This window comes from Streptomyces sp. NPDC014656 (assembly GCF_043084305.1).
In the GTDB taxonomy this organism is placed as follows: Bacteria; Actinomycetota; Actinomycetes; order Streptomycetales; family Streptomycetaceae; genus Streptomyces.
This window is the reverse complement of sequence record NZ_JBIBZN010000021.1, coordinates 15213-30140: the sequence shown is the minus strand read 5'-3', so window position 1 is coordinate 30140 and position 14928 is coordinate 15213. Positions and strand designations below refer to the sequence as shown.

Below are 14928 nucleotides of genomic sequence, written 5' to 3'. Positions count from 1 at the left end.
TCCATGAGCCGGAATCGCTTCGCCGGCCGCGCCGCCGTCGTCACCGGAGCGAGCCGCGGCATCGGCCTCGCCGTCGCGGAACGCCTCGTCGCCGAAGGGGCGCGGGTCTGCCTGACCGCGCGCAAGGCCGGACCGCTCGAAGAGGCCGCCGCCACGCTTCCCCCGGGCAGTGTCGTCACCGTCGCCGGCCGGGCGGACGACCCCGAGCACCGCCGTGAGGTCTTCGACACCGTGGCGCGCGAGTTCGGCGGGCTGGACGTCCTGGTGAACAACGCGGGCATCAACCCGGCCTACGGCCCCGTCGTCGGCCTGGACCTCGACGTCGCCCGCAAGGTGCTGGAGGTCAACGTGCTGGCCACCCTCGCCTGGGTACAGGACGCCGTGGCCCACCCCGAGCTCGGCTTCACCGAACGCCGTGGCACCGTCGTCAACCTCTCCTCCGTCACCGGCGACACCCCGTCACCCGGCATCGGCCTCTACGGAGTCAGCAAGGCCGCCGTCTCCCACCTGACCCGGACCCTCGCCGTCGAACTCGGCCCGGAGATCCGCGTCAACGCCGTCGCCCCCGCCGTCGTCAAGACCCGGTTCGCCGAAGCCCTGTACGACGGCAGGGAAACCGAGGTCGCCGCCGACTACCCCCTGCGCCGCCTGGGCGTCCCCTCCGACATCGCCTCCGCCGTGGCGTACCTGACCTCGGAGGACTCCTCCTGGGTCACCGGCCACGTCCTCACCGTCGACGGCGGCCTCACGGTCGCCGGCGGCACCGCGTAACGACCCCGCCGTCCCCGAAAGGACCGTCATGACCTTCAGTGATCTCCCTCCCGAGACAGAGGAACTGCGGCAGCGCACGCGCCGGTTCATCCGGGAGACCGTCATCGGCGCCGAACCCGCCCCGGGCGGGCGCCTCGACCAGGCCACCCGCGACCGGCTGCGGACGGCGGCGAAGGAGGCCGGCGTCTTCGCGCCGCTCGTGCCCAGGGAGTACGGCGGGCAGGGCCTGTCCCCCGCGCACTGGTCACCGGTGCTCCAGGAGGCCGGCTACTCGCCGATCGGTCCCAGCGTGCTCAACTGCATGGCCCCCGACGAGGGCAACATGCACATGCTCCACCTCATCGCCACCGAGGAACAGAAGAAGCGCTACCTCGCGCCCCTGGCGGCGGGGGACGTCCGGTCGTGCTTCGGCATGACCGAACCCCACCCCGGGGCGGGATCCGACCCGGCCGCGCTGCGGACCACCGCCGTGCGCGCCGACGGCGGCTGGATCGTCGACGGCCACAAGCGCTTCACCAGCGGCGCCATCGGTGCCGCGTTCTGCATCGTCATGGCCCGCACCCCGGCCGTCGACGGCGCCCCCGAGGGGGCCACCATGTTCCTCGTCGACCTGACGAACCCCGGGATCCGGGTGGGCGAGGCGATCCACACCGTCGACCGCGCCATCGACGGCGGCCACCCCCACCTGTACCTCGAAGACTGCTTCGTCCCCGACGACGCGGTGCTCGGCGAGGTCGGACTCGGCTTCCGCTACGCCCAGGTCCGCCTCGGCCCCGCCCGCCTCACGCACTGCATGCGGTGGCTGGGACTGGCCCGCAGGGCGCACGACATCGCGCTGGACCGGGCCGCGAGGAGGGAGCTGTTCGGCGGTCCGATCGACACGCTCGGCCTGGCGCAGCACCTGATCGCCGAGTCCGTGATCGACATCGAGACGTCCGACGCGATCATCACCAAGACGGCCGCCCTGCTGCACGGCGACCCGAAGGCGGGCTCCGCGATGTCCTCGGTCGCCAAGGTCCACTGCTCCGAGGCGGTCTTCCGGGTGATCGACCGCGCCATCCAGATCTGCGGCGGCGACGGCGTCTCCGACGGACTCCCCCTCGCCCAGTACCTCAACGAGGTCCGCCCGTTCCGCATCTACGACGGCTCCAACGAGACCCACCGGTGGGCCATCGCCCGCCGGGCCTCCGCCGCCCGCGGCGCCGCCGTCCGGGCCGGGGAACCGTACCGGGGCGACGCCCTCATCAGCCAGGGTGGGAACGCGTGACGCACACCGTCCCCGACGGCGTGGAAGTCGTCGCGAGCCGGGATCAGGCCAGCCGTCTCGACAGCCCTCCGCTGCTCGTCCTCGACGCCGTCACCGGCTTCCTCGACGCCCACGGCATCGGCCACGGCCCGCTCGCCTGGCAGCGCATCGGCGACGGCCAGTCCAACGTCACCTACCTCCTCGAACGCGGCGGCGAGTCCGTCGTCCTGCGCCGGGGCCCGCGCCCGCCGCTGCCGAGGTCGACGCACGACATGGTGCGCGAAGCCCGCATCCAGAAGATCCTCGGCGAACACGGGGTGCCCGTGCCCGAGATCCTCGCCGTCTGCGAGGACGAAGCCCTCCTCGGCGTGCCGTTCTACCTCATGTCCCGGATCGACGGCACGGTCATCACCGACACCACCCCGCCCCACCTCTCCCCCGCCGACCAGCGCCGCGCCACCAGCGAGGCGGTCGTCGACACCCTCATCACCCTGCACGGCCTCGACGTCACCGAAGGACGACTCGCCTCCCTCGGCTCCCCCGACGGATACCTCCGGCGCCAGGTCGAACGCTTCCGCGGCCTGTGGGAGATCAACGCCACCCGCGACCTGCCCGCCGTCGAACACCTCGCGGACTGGCTCGCCCGCAACCTGCCGACCAGCCAGGCGGCCTCGGTCGTGCACGGCGACTACCGCATGGGCAACCTCATGTTCGCCCCCCGGGCCCCCGCCCGGGTCCTCGCGATCCTCGACTGGGAGATGGCCACCCTCGGCGACCCGCTCGCCGACCTCGGATACCTCACCGCCACCTACTCCGAAGCCGGCCGCCCCGCCACCCCCCTCGAACTCACCACCGTCACCCGCTCCCCCGGCTACCTCACCCCGCGGCAACTTGCCGAGCGCTACCAGCACCACACCGGCCTCGACCTCACCCCGCTCCCCTGGTACCAGACCCTCGCCCTGTGGAAAGCGGCGATCTTCTGCGAGGCCATCCACACCCGCTGGCAGCGCGGCGAGCGCCCCCACGACACCGCCTTCGGACCCTCACTCGGAACGGGCGTCCCCCGGCTGCTGGAGCGGGCCGCGCACCACGCCGGCCTGTCCGCAGCGCCTCGGCCCTGACGCCCGGCGCCCGGTCTCGTTCCCGTACAGCCGTTCACGCACCTGCCCGCTGCCCAGAACGCCGTGTCCCGCTTTCCCCTGCCCGGAAACAGTGAAGGAGCCGCACGTGAGCAACGCGCAAGCAGAGCACGGAACCACGACCGGGAGAGGAGCGAGCCGAGCCCCGCTCTGCGGTCGAAGCGGAGATCCCTCGTCGCCGGCACGGTCGGGAACGTTCTGGAGTGGTACGAGCGGAGCGCCTACGCCGTCTTCGCGCCGTTCATCGCCACCGCCGTGTTCCACGCGTCCGACAGCGTGTCCGCGCTGTTGTCCACCCTCGCGGTCTTCGCCGTGGGCTTCCTCATGCGCCCGCTGGGCGGCATCGTCTTCGTCGCGATCTTCGGCGGGTCGGCCCTCGCCTTCTCGGTGGGCGGAGTCGTGACGTCCGTCCTCTCCGACGGCGAGGTCGCCCGGTGGGGCTGGCGCGTCCCGTTCGTCCTGGTCGCCTTCCTGGCTCTGGCGGCGCTCTACCTGCGGCGCGGCATGGACGAGAGCGACGTGTTCGCCGAGGAGCGGTCGGGCGCCGAGGCCCGGCCGCTGCCCAAGGGGCAGGTGGCCCGCGCCGTCCTGCTGGTCATCATGATGACCTCGGGCATCACCGCGGCCCACCACACCTGGACCTCGTACGTCTCGACCTACGCCATCACGCAGAAGGGCACGGACGCCTGACGGGCGGGCGCGCCGGGCTCATTCCTCGTCGACGATGTGCATCGCGGCCTCCTCGGCGGAGGCCGCGCCGCCGTCGATGCCGAGGTCGCGGGCGTGCGGTTCCGGAGGGGCGGGGCCGGTCCCCTGGTCGTCGGACACGAGGCGGCCGGCTCGCCGGCCGCCGACCTGGTCGTCGAGGAGTTCGCCGTCGGTGTCCGTCGCGTCGCCGATTCCGTCGCCTTCGGGCGGCGCGAGGTCGGGTTCCTCCTCCGCGAGGCGCTCCTCCAGTGACTCACCGCGCAGCCGCTCGGCCGCGGTGACCCCCGTGTGCTCGATGCCCAGGGGGCGTTCGGGCGGCGAGTACCCCGCGTCGAGCGGATCTCCCCCTGACGCCTCGAGGGTGTCCTCGTAGTCCAGCACACCGGCGTCGTCCTGGACCTCGCTGCCGTCCGGCTGGTAGACGTCGTCGCCCCACGGATCGTGCCTGCTCATGTGCGACTCCCCTCGTTCCTCGCTGGTTCACGGAGTGACGTGGGGGCGGATGAAGCGGAAGGCACCCGCCCCACTGCCCAGTTGGAGCCAGAGGTGCTCGGGCTGGGTGACGACCCGCAGGGCGACGGCGGCGCAGCCGGGGCAGCGGGCGGTCAGTCCGGGGTCGGGGCCGTAGACGTGCAGCTGGGCCATGGTCGCCGGCAGACGGCAGGAGGGGCACAGGCGCCAGGCCGTGGTCGGGTCCATCGTGAAGACCTCTCCCAGAGGACCGGCCAGGGCGTTGCCGTCGAGGTGGAGGGGGTGCTCGTTCATGGCGGGGTTCCTCACCGTGGGGGCGCGGGGCGTCAGCCGAAGCGTTCGGTACGGATCTGGTGGGGGGCGTACCCGGTGGTCAGAAGGAGGTCGCTGACGTGCTCGACGAATCCGGTCGGGCCGCAGACGTAGCAGCGGCGTTCCGGGGCGGGGGGAGGGTGCGGCAGGTCGAGCGCGGTCATGCGGCCGGCGGGTCGTTCGGATCCGTCCGGGGCCAGGCGGGTGTAGAGGCGCCGGACGTGGACGTGGGGAGCGGGGGCGTCGAGTTCGGTGGTGTACCAGACGTCGTCCGGGCCGCGGACGGAGTAGAGCAGGGTGCAGGGTTCGTCCGACGGCGACGCGGACCGGGCGCGCAGCATCGCCATCAGCGGCACGATGCCGGACCCTCCGGCGACGAGCAGGAGGGGGCCCGGTTCCTGCGGTGTCCATACGAACCAGCCGCCGAGCGGTCCTTTGACCTCGACCTCGGCGCCGACGGGGAGATCGTCGGCCAGGTAGGGGGAGACCTCGCCCCCGGCAGTGGCCTGGACCCCCAGTTCTATGGTGTCGGTGCCGGTGCCGGTGCCGGTGCCGGCGGGGGCAGCGAGCGAGTAGCTGCGCACCGCCTGGTAGCCGTCGTCCGCCGTGAGTCTGATGTCGACGTGCTGCCCCGGGAGGTGTCCCGGCCACTGCGCGACCTCGAACGTCAGGGTGCGGCCGGTCGCCGTCTGTTTCGCCCGCTCCGTGAGGCGGGCCCGTCGCCAGCCGTGCATCAGTCGCTCCAGTAGCGCTGCTCGCGCCACGGGTCGCCGTAGTCGTGGTAGCCGGCCGACTCCCAGAAGCCGGGCTCGTCGTCCGGGGTGAGGATGAGGCCCTTGACCCACTTGGCCGACTTCCAGAAGTAGAGGTGCGGGATGACGAGGCGGGCCGGGCCGCCGTGGTCCGGGGAGAGGGAGTAGCCGTCGTAGGTGTGGGCCAGCCATGCCTTGCCGCCGGTGACGTCCTCCAGCGGCAGGTTGGTGGTGTAGCCGTCGAAGGATTCGGCGACGACGAAGTCGGCGGCGGTCTCGACCCCGTCGAGGAAGACGTCGAGGGAGACCCCGCGCCAGCGCGTGTCGAACTTCGACCAGCGGGTGACGCAGTGGATGTCGACGGTGGGCTCCTCCTGGGGCAGGGCCGTCATCTCGTCCCATGTCCAGGTGCGGCTCTCCCCCAGTTCGGTGGTCACGGTGAAGGACCACCGGTCGGTGGGGACGTGCGGGGTGGGCCCCGCGGACAGGACGGGGAACGATTCCGTCGGGTACTGGCCTGGCGGGAGCCGCCCCTCGAACGCGTGGGTCCTCCCGTGGAACCCCGGTGACAAGCTGCCCATGGGGTCGCTCCTCTCGCGCGAGGTCCGCCTGCACCCGCTCCTCGTCGAGGTCGGCCCGAGCCTCGGGCGCACCGGTCGTACGGGCACGTGCAGGCGTCTTGGGGCGCGGTGGGCGTATGCGGACGGCTGCGTGATCGCGCCACCGGGGGCGCTGCTGGCCGCGTCGCCTTCCTCTCCATGATCCCCGCCCGCCGCGCACGTGCAACCCGGCGTGTGCGGGTCCTGGTCGTGAGCGAGGGCGTGCCGATCGGCGCCGTGCCCGGCGTCGTCCGGCACACGCGGGACACCCCGCGCCGCGCCGGCGCCCGCATGGCCCTCGTCTGCTGGGCCACCGGGGCGGTACGGAAGCCGCCCGGGCGGGTGGGGGACCGCCGGCGGCTCAGATGATGAAGCGGCGGACGCGGGACGCGGTGCGTTCCTCCACGAGCACGCGACGCCGCCGGCGCGCCGAGGGCAGGGTGATTCCGTCGCGCATGGTGGTGCGGGTGCCCTGGCTGATGCCGCGCCAGATGGGTCCGGTGGCGAAGTAGCCGAAGGCGGGCGGCGTCACGGCCCCGGTCTCGCGGGCGCGCTGGTGGTGCCGGTCGCGCAGGGTGCGGACGAAGCCGACTTCTCCGCTGGAGTCGAGGTAGTGGGCGCCCGCGTCCGCGGCGGCCCGCGCGACGGGGAATCCGAAGCGTTCGAAGGGGCCGACGGTGGTGATCAGGACGTCGCCGCGTTGCAGGTGCTTCCCCAGGCCGTCGGGGGTGGCAGCGTCGACGACCAGGTGGTCGAGGCCACCGGAGCGTTCGGCCAGGGCCGTCAGGACCGTGGGGTTGCGTCCGGCGAGGGTGGGCCTGACTCCTCTGCGTATCAGGGCGTTGAGGACGAGGTCTCCGGTGTAACCGGTGGCGCCGAGCAGGATGACGCGGCTGTTCATCGCTTCCTTCCCCGGAGCGGGTGGGTGCGGGCGACGGCCTTGGCGATGAAGGCGAAGGACCGGGAGCTGTGCGGTGCGTAGATCAGCCGCAGGGTGTCGGGCCGGGTGGGCTTGGTCAGGACCGGCTTGCGGTGGCTGAAGGTGTCGAAGGACGCCTTGCCGTGGTAGGCGCCCATGCCGGATTCTCCGACGCCTCCGAACGGCAGGTCGGGGACGCCCAGGTGAATCATCGGCGCGTTGTAGACGAGTCCGCCGGGGGAGGTCTTCTCCAGGAGGGCCTGGCGGGCCGCCTTGTCGCGGGTGAAGGCGTACAGGGAGAGGGGCTTGTCACGGGCGTTGATGAAGTCGATGGCCTCGTCGACGCCGCGTACGGTCAGGATCGGGAGGATGGGGCCGAAGATCTCCTCGGTCATGACGGGTGCGCCCGGTGCCACGTCGGTCAGCACGGTGGGGGCGATGTAGCGTTCCGCGGCGTCGGAGACGCCGCCGGTGAGGAGGTCTCCCTCCGCGGTGAGTCCGGTCAGACGCCGGAAGTGACGGTCGTTGACGATGCGGCCGTAGTCGGCGCTGGTGCGGGGGTCGGCGCCGAACATCCGGTGGATGGCTTCCGGCAGCGCCGCCAGCAGGGGCGCGCGGGCGGCGTGGGTGACGAGGACGTAGTCGGGCGCGACGCAGGTCTGGCCGGCGTTGGTGAACTTGCCCCAGGCCAGCCGGCGCGCGGTGACGGCCATGTCGGCGGTCTCGTCGATGAAGACGGGTGACTTGCCGCCGAGTTCGAGGGTGACGGGGGTCAGGTGCTTCGCCGCGGCGGCGGCCACGATGCGGCCGACCGTGCCGTTGCCGGTGTAGAAGATGTGGTCGAAGCGCTGCGCGAGGAGCGTCGTGGTCTCCTCGACCGCTCCTTCGACGACGGCCACGGCCTCCAGGTAACGGGGCAGGAGGGCGGCGAGGAGCCTGCTGGTGGCGGGGGCGAGTTCGCTCGGCTTCACGACGGCGGCGTTGCCGGCGGCCAGCGCCCCGACCAGTGGGTTCAGCGTGAGCGTCAGCGGATAGTTCCAGGGCGCGATGATCAGGCAGACGCCGAGGGGTTCGGGGTGGATCCGGGCCGTCGCCGGTTTGATGTTCAGGGGGACGGCGACCCTGCGGGGCTTCATCCAGCGGTCGAGGTGGCACAGGGCGTGTTCGACCTCGGCGAGGACCCCGCCGATCTCGGTGAGGTGCGACTCCGTACGGCCTTTGCGCAGGTCGTCGTAGAGGGCCTCCTCGATGGCCGTGGTGTTGTCCCTGAGGAGGCGTCGCAGGGCGTGCAGCTGGCGTCGGCGCCAGGCGGCGGGACGGGTGAGGCCGGTGTCGAAGGCGGCCCGGAGGCGCCGGACGGTCTCCTGGATGTCCTGGTCCTGCTGTGCGGCGGGGGCGGCGGTGCCGGTCATGGGCGTGTGCCTTCCAGGCGGTGGCGGGGCACGGCGGGGTGCCGGGTTCGGGTCAGCGGGCCGTCGCCGCGGCGTTCACGTCGGCGACGAGGCGGTTGGCGAGGTGCTCGGAGGAGGGCGGGTTCTGCCCCGTGTACACGTTGCGGTCGACCACCACGTACGGCCGCAGGGGCAGACGTGCCTTGGAGTACTCGGCACCGCTCTCCCGCAGCCGGTCCTCCAGCAGCCACGCCGCCTTGCGGCCGAAGCTGTTGAACTTCTCCTCCAGGTTCGACAGCCCCGTCATCCGGTATCCCGTGAAGGGCCACGAGCCGTCCTCGTTCTGCGCCGCGAACGCCGCGGCCGGCGCGTGGCACAGCAACGCGAGGGGCTTCCCCGAGCGCAGCACCCTCGTGATCAGGGCACCCGACACGGGGTCCACCGACAGGTCTTCCATCGGACCGTGGCCGCCCGGGTAGAACACCACGTCGAAGTCGTCCGGATCCACGTCCGCCAGGACCCGGGGGCTGTTCAGCTCCCCCTGGATGGACTCCAGATAGGCCGCCACCTCGCGCAGTTTCGACGGCCGGCCCGCCGTCCGCCCCATGCTCAGCCGGTCCAAGGTGGGGACCTTCCCGCCCGGCGTCGCGATGGTGATCTCCCACCCCGCCGCCGAGAAGATCTTGTGGGGCATCGCCAGCTCTTCACCCCAGTACCCCGACGGATGCACTTCTCCGCCCCGCAAGGTCCACCGGTCCGCCGCGGACACCACGAACAACACCTTCGTCACAACGACCTCCTCCTGTCCGGACGCCGCCTTCCGCTCACGGGAGGGCGGCTGTCATATCCGGCGAAACATGGCGCAAAGCCCCCTAAGTCATCATCCGCTCCGGGCGGGGGCCGGGCGACCGGCCTCTCGGCGGAGGCGGCGCGCTCATGATGGCAGTGTATGCCACGCCTGACACAGGCTGCCAAGTTTGGCACTGATAGCCTTTTCGCATGAGGGAGACCACCACGCCCGGCCTGCGCATGAAGACCCGCCAAGCCGTGACCCAGGCCCTGACCGACACGGCGCTCGAGCTCTTCGACACCAGCGGCTTCGACCAGGTCACCGTGGCCGACATCGTCGCGGCCGCGGGCATCTCCCAGCGCAGCTTCTTCCGCTACTTCAGCAACAAGGAGGACGTCGTCTTCGGCGACCGCATCCCCTCCGCGGAGGAAGTGCGCGCCGAACTGCTCCGCCATCTCGACGGGAACCCCCCGTGGGAGGCCCTGCGCCGCACCTTCCGGGCGGCAGCCGTCCAGATGGACGAGGACACGGGGCACTGGAAGCGCGCCACCCGCGTCATCTGCCACACGCCCGGGCTCCGTGCGCGCTACCTGGAGAAGCACCTGGCCTGGACCGACGCCCTCGTACCGGCGATCACGCCTCGGCTCGGCCAGGAGGCCCCCGAGGCGCGGCTCATGACCCAGACGATGATCAACACGGCGTTGGGCTGCTTCGACGTCGCCCTGATGCGCTGGTCCGACGGCGATCCGGGGCCTTCCCTCGCCGCACTCGTCGACGACGTGTTCGGGTTCGTGCGGTTCCCCGACGCCTGAAGGACCCGGCCCCCCTCCGGGCCTACGCCCCGGGCGCGGCTCGGCCGGCAGCGCCGCGCGGGTCCCCGCCGGCCGGGCCCGGTTCCGACGCCGGGGGTGCCGAAGAGCTCCTGGAGGGCCGGCGTGGTGGCGCCGACCGCGAAGACGATCAGCGCGCCCAGCCCCCACAGCGCCCGGCACCGCGCCCAGAACCGGCCCGACCACGAGCGCACCGCCCGGTCCGCCGACGAGCGAGACCAGTGTCATCGCGCCCGGGCGGGTCGCCGCCCGGGTCCGGTTGGCCGGCCGCGCGCCGGCGCCGATCACCAGGATCGAGGCGCACCGGGTCACCACGTCCTTCACTTCGGACGAGGTGCTCCCTTTCACGCACCCAACGGTCCGGGCGCGCGCGGGATGAAGGCACCCGAACGGATGCCGGGAACAGGGTGCACGGCATCCGGCGCAGTGGAGGCGAGGCCGGTCGGACCGCTGCCGGACGGCACTCCAGGAGCACCGCACCGGAGGGCCCGCGGCCCGGTTGCGGAGCGCGGACGGGGCACGAACGATGAAAGGCGGGCGTGAACGCCCGGGCGGGGGGACCACCGTCCGCGGCCGACAGGGCCGCAGGAACAGGGCACCCGTGTGCTCGCGACATGGAGTGGACATGACTGAGCTTCCTCCTCCGATCACGCCGTACCTGGAGCCGGCCGCGAAGGAGCTGTGCGACGCGACGGATCCCCACCCGAGGATCTACGAGGTCCCGCCCGAGAAGGGCCGTGAGATCCTCCTCGGCCTGCAGAGCGACGAGAGCGTGCCCCGACCGGAGGTCGACGAGGAGTGGGTCGACGTGGACGCCGGCGAGTGGGGCACCGTCCGCACCCGCATCATCCGCCCGAAGGGTGCCACCGGCCCGCTGCCCGTGGTCTTCTACATCCACGGCGCCGGCTGGGTCTTCGGCGACGACAAGACCCACGACCGGCTCTTTCGCGAACTCGCCGTCGGCGCCGGAGCGGCGGGCGTGTTCCCCGTCTACGACCGGGCGCCCGAGGCGAAGTACCCCACCCAGGTCGAGCAGAACTACGCGGTGGGCCAGTGGGTCCTGGAACACGGCGCGGAACACGGCCTGGACACCTCCCGCATCGCCGTCACCGGCGAATCCGTCGGCGGATGCATGTCCGCGGTCTTCGCCCTGATGAACAAGGAACGCGGCGGCATCGACCTCAAGGCCCAGTGCCTGCTGTACCCGGTGGCCGACGCCGACTTCGACACCCCCTCCTACCTCCAGTTCGCCGAGGGCTACTACCTCACCCGCGACGGCATGAAGTGGTTCTGGGACGCCTACACCACCGACCCCGCCCAGCGCGCCGAGCACCACGCCTCACCCCTGCGGGCCACCCTCGACCAGCTCAAGGGGCTGCCCACCACCCTCGTCATCACCGACGAGGCCGACGTCCTGCGCGACGAGGGCGAGCAGTACGCCAACAAGCTCCGCGAAGCCGGCGTCGACGTCACCTCCGTCCGCGTCGCGGGCATGGTCCACGACTTCCTCCTCCTCGACAGCCTCCGCGACACCCGCGCCGCCAACGTCGCCCGCAAACTCGCCGTCGACTTCCTCCGCACCGCCCTCCACGACGACTGACACGCACCAGCCACCGCGCACGAGCGCGGAAGGGCCCGCCCACGCCGTGACGGCGCGGGCGGGCCCTTCCGCGCTTCGGGCCTTCCGTTCCCAGGGGTGCGCCGGAGCTCACCGTGCCCCCGTGCGACCCACCCCACACCCCTCAATGTTTACGATGATTACATTGATGCTTTAATGTAAGTAGTGCAAACATCGTACGTGATCGAGAGGGAAGAGAGATCGGGATGACCAGCGAGCTGTTCTCGCCACTGACCCTGCGCTCCGGGCAGGTGCTCAAGAACCGGATCGCGAAGGCCGCCATGGAGGAGAACATGGCCGACGACGGCCAGCTCCCCGACCGGCAGCTGCTGTCGCTCTACCGGCGCTGGGCCGCGGGCGGCACCGGTCTGCTGATCACCGGCAACGTGATGGTCCACGCCGAGGCCCTGACCGGACCAGCCGGCGTCGTGCTCGACGAGCACGCCCCCCTGGAACCGTTCACCGCCTGGGCGAAGGCCGCGAAGTCCGGCGGCGGGGCGGTCTGGATGCAGATCAACCACCCCGGCCGACAGGTCGCCTCCGACATGCCCGGCGTCGTGTGGGGGCCCACCGACATCGGCGTCAGCCTGGGCAGGCACAGCAGCCGCTTCGGCAAGCCCACCGCCATGACGCCCCAGCAGATCCAGGAGACCGTCACCCGGTACGCGGTGACCGCACGGCGCGCCGAGGAAGCCGGTTTCGACGGGGTGGAGATCCACGCGGCCCACGGCTACCTCCTGTCACAGTTCCTCTCGCCCCTGGTCAACAAGCGCACCGACCGGTGGGGCGGCCCGCTGGAGAACCGGGCCCGCATGCTCCTGGACATCGTCCGCGCCGTCCGCGCGACGGTCTCCCCCGCCTTCGCCGTCGCGGTCAAGCTCAACTCCGCCGACTTCCAGCGCGGCGGCTTCGAAGCCGATGACGCCCGCCAGGTGATCGGGATGCTCGAACCCCTCGGCGTCGACCTGGTCGAACTCTCCGGCGGCAGCTACGAAAGCCCCGCCATGACCGGCCGCCCCGCCGACGACCGCACCCAGGCCCGCGAGGCCTACTTCCTCGACCTCGCCAAGGACCTCGTCAAAACCAGCCCCCTGCCCCTCATGCTCACCGGCGGCATCACCCGCCGCGCCACGGCGGAACGGGTTCTCGACAGCGGCGTTTCGGTGCTCGGTATGGGCACCGCCCTCGCCGTCACGCCGGACCTCCCCGAGCGCTGGCGCCAGGGCCGCGAGGCCGAGCGCTCCCTGCGGGCGGTGACCTGGTCCGACAAGGCGCTCGCCTCCGCCGCCGGCATGGCCCAGGTGCGTCACCAGATGCGCCGCCTCGCCCGCGGGCGCAAGACCAAGCCCGGCACCCACCCGGCGATCGCCCTCGTGTCCGAGCGCCGCAAGCAGCAGCGCGCCCTGCGCAGTTACCGCGCCTGGCTCGCCAAGCCACGGGGCGCCGAGGCCTGACACGGTCGCCGATGCCGCCGCGAGACGCGCCCGTCGCCCCGCGGCGGCATCGCCGGCTCCCCTGCCGAACCCTCCCCGGACTGCGGCGATCACCGCGCCGGGGCGTCTCCCCCGCCTCGGCGCCTCCCCACAAGAGGCCCCCGCGCCCGTACGAGACGCGCTTCGGTGCCCGGACCGCCGTGCACCAGCGGCCCGTCGACCGGCACCCCCGCACCAGGGCGCGCGGCCCCGGTCACGAGAGGTCCGCCCCACAGGGTGCGGCCGGAGAGCTCGGCCTCCCTCGAACCCGAGACGAGAGCGCGACGATGCCAGAACCGATCCAGAGCCGGGCCGCTCCGGAGGATCCTCCGGGCTCCGCGCACGACGATCCCCGCTCGTCCGCCGATCCGGAGACGGAGCAGCGGCCGGGAGCCGTGACGGCCGTCCGGTCCAGCATCCCGTCCACCGCGTACCGCCGGCTCAGGCAAGGCCGTTCGGCGTCGGGCGGTTCGCGGCGGCGCGACCCCTCACCGTGAACCGCCGGACACCGGGCGGGAGTTCACCGGCCCATCGCCGTCCGGCGGGCAGCGGGGCCGCCACGCCCGCTCGGCTTCGCCGTCCCGGGTGACCAGCTCGGCGCATCCGGTCCACCGCGGCGGGAGCGGCGGTCCGGGTTTCCCGTGTGAGGCCCGGGCGGCCACGACCACACGAGCTCGGGCCGCCGCTCCCGGCATCCGAGAGTACACCTTGAAGGCCAGGTTCTTCCGGCAGCTGTCGGCGGGGCCTGGCCGCGTCGTTCTCGACCGTCCGCCGAGCGGTTCGAAAGCCGGGCCGGAGGCACGACGCGGCCCCGGCCGCCCCGACCGGGCACCCCCGACCGGGCGCGCCGCGGCCGTACAGCGCTTCCGCCGCCCCCCGAGGCCCTTCCGCAAAGATCCCCCTTCCCTTGTTGACGGTGCTTACATCTTCCCCTACGGTTATGTATACACCGCTTACATCGCTAGCAAGGAGTCCCCTCCATGTCTTCGACGCAGAAGGACACCGTCAAGGTCACCTTGGGCAGCCGTGAGGTCGCGGTCCCGAAGGGCGGCCTGTACGACCGCTACCGGATGAACCCCGACCTGGACGAGATCGCCCGCGACCCGCGCGTGAGCGGCGTGGACTTCTTCCGCCGGCTGCCCAAGACCAAGGTCGACTCGCCGATCGGACCGACGCTCACCCCGAACTTCTACTACACGATCTCCACCGCCCGGCTCACGATGGTCGCGCCGTCCAAGGCGATCCGCGCCCGGCTCCCCGAGGAGCTCTCGCCGCTGGAGATCGCGCCCGGCCTCGGCCTGGTGTCGGTGATGTTCTTCCGCTACGACGTGGCCGACATCGACTTCTACACCGAGGCGGCCGTCGGCATCGCGGTCAAGCCCGCGCGGCACGGGAAGCTCGGCTTCTTCGACCTCGTCTCCGGCCTGAAGAACGAGCACCTCGACTCGTACGTACTGTCCCTTCCGGTGAACTCGGACATCGCGCAGGTCCGGGGCCACGACGGCTACGGCTTCCCCAAGTGGACCACCGAGCTCGACGTCGACATCGACGACCTCCGGACGACCGCCCGCGTCGCCAACGACGCCGGTGGAGTCGACATGTCGCTCCTGGCGGACACCCCGGCCCAGCGGGCCTACCCGAGCGGGGAGCGCGTCGGCTCGCTCACCTCGTACACGCGGATCAACGGCGCCTGGCACTCCACCCTGAACCAGACCAACGTGCTGAACGCCGGCACTACACGCAGCACCAGCGGCATCACCCTCCAGCTCGGCGAAGGCCGCATGTCCGACGACCTGCGCTCGCTCAAGCCGAAGCGGACCATCCAGTTCGACGTCATGACCGAGGGCCAGGCCGCCCTCCACATGCCGGTCCCCACCTCGGTCAAGAGCCGGAACAAGTAGCAGCGAGCA

At 72.1% G+C, this 14928-nt stretch carries 16 protein-coding genes and 1 pseudogene; 9 read left to right on the top strand and 8 right to left on the bottom strand.

What is annotated here, in order from left to right:
- The first annotated feature begins 3 nt into the window (after positions 1-3).
- From ACF1ED_RS33580 to ACF1ED_RS33565, 4 genes are all read left to right on the top strand, one after another.
- Positions 4-771 (top strand): SDR family oxidoreductase, encoded by a 768-nt coding sequence (locus tag ACF1ED_RS33580; RefSeq protein ID WP_391767026.1) that lies wholly within the window; start codon positions 4-6, stop codon positions 769-771.
- A gap of 28 nt (positions 772-799) precedes the next feature.
- Complete coding sequence (locus ACF1ED_RS33575) at positions 800-2038, top strand: acyl-CoA dehydrogenase family protein (RefSeq protein WP_391767024.1); 1239 nt, start codon at positions 800-802, stop codon at positions 2036-2038.
- Positions 2035-3138 carry a phosphotransferase family protein gene (locus tag ACF1ED_RS33570; protein WP_391767022.1) on the top strand — a complete coding sequence of 368 codons (1104 nt, stop codon included), beginning with the start codon at positions 2035-2037 and terminating at the stop codon, positions 3136-3138. The genes ACF1ED_RS33575 and ACF1ED_RS33570 overlap by 4 nt, the downstream gene beginning before the upstream one ends.
- 273 nt (positions 3139-3411) lie before the next feature.
- Complete coding sequence (locus ACF1ED_RS33565) at positions 3412-3846, top strand: hypothetical protein (RefSeq protein ID WP_391767020.1); 435 nt, start codon at positions 3412-3414, stop codon at positions 3844-3846.
- Positions 3847-3864: 18 nt separating this feature from the next.
- Here the strand turns inward: ACF1ED_RS33565 and ACF1ED_RS33560 are convergent, their stop codons facing one another.
- Genes ACF1ED_RS33560 through ACF1ED_RS33545 form a run of 4 tightly spaced genes read right to left on the bottom strand, consistent with a single transcriptional unit; the run spans position 3865 to position 5980 of the window.
- Complete coding sequence (locus ACF1ED_RS33560) at positions 3865-4317, bottom strand: DUF5709 domain-containing protein (RefSeq protein WP_391767018.1); 453 nt, start codon at positions 4315-4317, stop codon at positions 3865-3867.
- A 27-nt stretch (positions 4318-4344) separates the two neighbouring features.
- On the bottom strand, positions 4345-4629 hold the full coding sequence (locus ACF1ED_RS33555) for a DUF6510 family protein (protein ID WP_391767017.1): 285 nt from the start codon (positions 4627-4629) through the stop codon (positions 4345-4347).
- Positions 4630-4661: 32 nt separating this feature from the next.
- Positions 4662-5381 (bottom strand): ferredoxin reductase, encoded by a 720-nt coding sequence (locus ACF1ED_RS33550; RefSeq protein WP_391767015.1) that lies wholly within the window; start codon positions 5379-5381, stop codon positions 4662-4664.
- Positions 5381-5980, bottom strand: coding sequence for a sulfite oxidase-like oxidoreductase (locus ACF1ED_RS33545; RefSeq protein ID WP_391767013.1), 600 nt, complete (start codon positions 5978-5980; stop codon positions 5381-5383). The genes ACF1ED_RS33550 and ACF1ED_RS33545 overlap by 1 nt, the downstream gene beginning before the upstream one ends.
- A gap of 228 nt (positions 5981-6208) precedes the next feature.
- On the opposite strand from ACF1ED_RS33545, the gene ACF1ED_RS33540 reads away from it, so the two are divergent.
- Positions 6209-6367 (top strand): hypothetical protein, encoded by a 159-nt coding sequence (locus tag ACF1ED_RS33540; RefSeq protein ID WP_391767011.1) that lies wholly within the window; start codon positions 6209-6211, stop codon positions 6365-6367.
- Here ACF1ED_RS33540 and ACF1ED_RS33535 read toward each other — a convergent pair.
- From ACF1ED_RS33535 to ACF1ED_RS33525, 3 genes are read right to left on the bottom strand one after another with little or no spacing between them, the layout of a single operon-like run.
- On the bottom strand, positions 6360-6899 hold the full coding sequence (locus tag ACF1ED_RS33535; protein WP_391767009.1) for a saccharopine dehydrogenase NADP-binding domain-containing protein: 540 nt from the start codon (positions 6897-6899) through the stop codon (positions 6360-6362). The genes ACF1ED_RS33540 and ACF1ED_RS33535 overlap by 8 nt on opposite strands.
- Positions 6896-8329, bottom strand: a complete 1434-nt coding sequence (locus ACF1ED_RS33530) for an aldehyde dehydrogenase family protein (protein WP_391767007.1) — start codon at positions 8327-8329, stop codon at positions 6896-6898. The genes ACF1ED_RS33535 and ACF1ED_RS33530 overlap by 4 nt, the downstream gene beginning before the upstream one ends.
- A 52-nt stretch (positions 8330-8381) precedes the next feature.
- A complete protein-coding gene (locus ACF1ED_RS33525) occupies positions 8382-9098 on the bottom strand; it encodes a type 1 glutamine amidotransferase domain-containing protein (RefSeq protein ID WP_391767005.1) in 717 nt (238 codons plus the stop codon).
- A gap of 209 nt (positions 9099-9307) precedes the next feature.
- Here ACF1ED_RS33525 and ACF1ED_RS33520 point away from each other — a divergent pair, with 209 nt between their 5' ends.
- The gene (locus ACF1ED_RS33520) at positions 9308-9910 is read left to right on the top strand and encodes a TetR family transcriptional regulator (RefSeq protein WP_391767003.1); all 603 of its coding nucleotides are present in this window, start codon (positions 9308-9310) and stop codon (positions 9908-9910) included.
- A gap of 83 nt (positions 9911-9993) precedes the next feature.
- Here the strand turns inward: ACF1ED_RS33520 and ACF1ED_RS33515 are convergent.
- A pseudogene (locus ACF1ED_RS33515) lies at positions 9994-10231 on the bottom strand (DUF3533 domain-containing protein); the annotation flags it as partial.
- Between the two features lie 322 nt (positions 10232-10553).
- On the opposite strand from ACF1ED_RS33515, the gene ACF1ED_RS33510 reads away from it, so the two are divergent.
- The 3 genes from ACF1ED_RS33510 (at position 10554) to ACF1ED_RS33500 (ending at position 14919) form a co-directional block, all read left to right on the top strand.
- On the top strand, positions 10554-11528 hold the full coding sequence (locus ACF1ED_RS33510) for an alpha/beta hydrolase (RefSeq protein WP_391767001.1): 975 nt from the start codon (positions 10554-10556) through the stop codon (positions 11526-11528).
- Positions 11529-11752: 224 nt separating this feature from the next.
- Positions 11753-13000, top strand: a complete 1248-nt coding sequence (locus tag ACF1ED_RS33505) for an NADH:flavin oxidoreductase/NADH oxidase family protein (RefSeq protein WP_391766999.1) — start codon at positions 11753-11755, stop codon at positions 12998-13000.
- A 998-nt stretch (positions 13001-13998) separates the two neighbouring features.
- A complete protein-coding gene (locus ACF1ED_RS33500) occupies positions 13999-14919 on the top strand; it encodes an acetoacetate decarboxylase family protein (RefSeq protein WP_391766997.1) in 921 nt (306 codons plus the stop codon).
- Positions 14920-14928 lie beyond the last annotated feature (9 nt).

Bases quoted from the DNA above. Each gene is read 5' to 3' on its own strand.
- ACF1ED_RS33580 (WP_391767026.1), top strand. From the start codon at position 4: ATGAGCCGGAATCGCTTCGCCGGCCGCGCCGCCGTCGTCACCGGAGCG.
- ACF1ED_RS33575 (WP_391767024.1), top strand. From the start codon at position 800: ATGACCTTCAGTGATCTCCCTCCCGAGACAGAGGAACTGCGGCAGCGC.
- ACF1ED_RS33560 (WP_391767018.1), bottom strand. From the start codon at position 4,317: ATGAGCAGGCACGATCCGTGGGGCGACGACGTCTACCAGCCGGACGGC.
- ACF1ED_RS33555 (WP_391767017.1), bottom strand. From the start codon at position 4,629: ATGAACGAGCACCCCCTCCACCTCGACGGCAACGCCCTGGCCGGTCCT.
- ACF1ED_RS33550 (WP_391767015.1), bottom strand. From the start codon at position 5,381: ATGCACGGCTGGCGACGGGCCCGCCTCACGGAGCGGGCGAAACAGACG.
- ACF1ED_RS33545 (WP_391767013.1), bottom strand. From the start codon at position 5,980: ATGGGCAGCTTGTCACCGGGGTTCCACGGGAGGACCCACGCGTTCGAG.
- ACF1ED_RS33535 (WP_391767009.1), bottom strand. From the start codon at position 6,899: ATGAACAGCCGCGTCATCCTGCTCGGCGCCACCGGTTACACCGGAGAC.
- ACF1ED_RS33530 (WP_391767007.1), bottom strand. From the start codon at position 8,329: ATGACCGGCACCGCCGCCCCCGCCGCACAGCAGGACCAGGACATCCAG.
- ACF1ED_RS33520 (WP_391767003.1), top strand. From the start codon at position 9,308: ATGAGGGAGACCACCACGCCCGGCCTGCGCATGAAGACCCGCCAAGCC.
- ACF1ED_RS33510 (WP_391767001.1), top strand. From the start codon at position 10,554: ATGACTGAGCTTCCTCCTCCGATCACGCCGTACCTGGAGCCGGCCGCG.
- ACF1ED_RS33505 (WP_391766999.1), top strand. From the start codon at position 11,753: ATGACCAGCGAGCTGTTCTCGCCACTGACCCTGCGCTCCGGGCAGGTG.
- ACF1ED_RS33500 (WP_391766997.1), top strand. From the start codon at position 13,999: ATGTCTTCGACGCAGAAGGACACCGTCAAGGTCACCTTGGGCAGCCGT.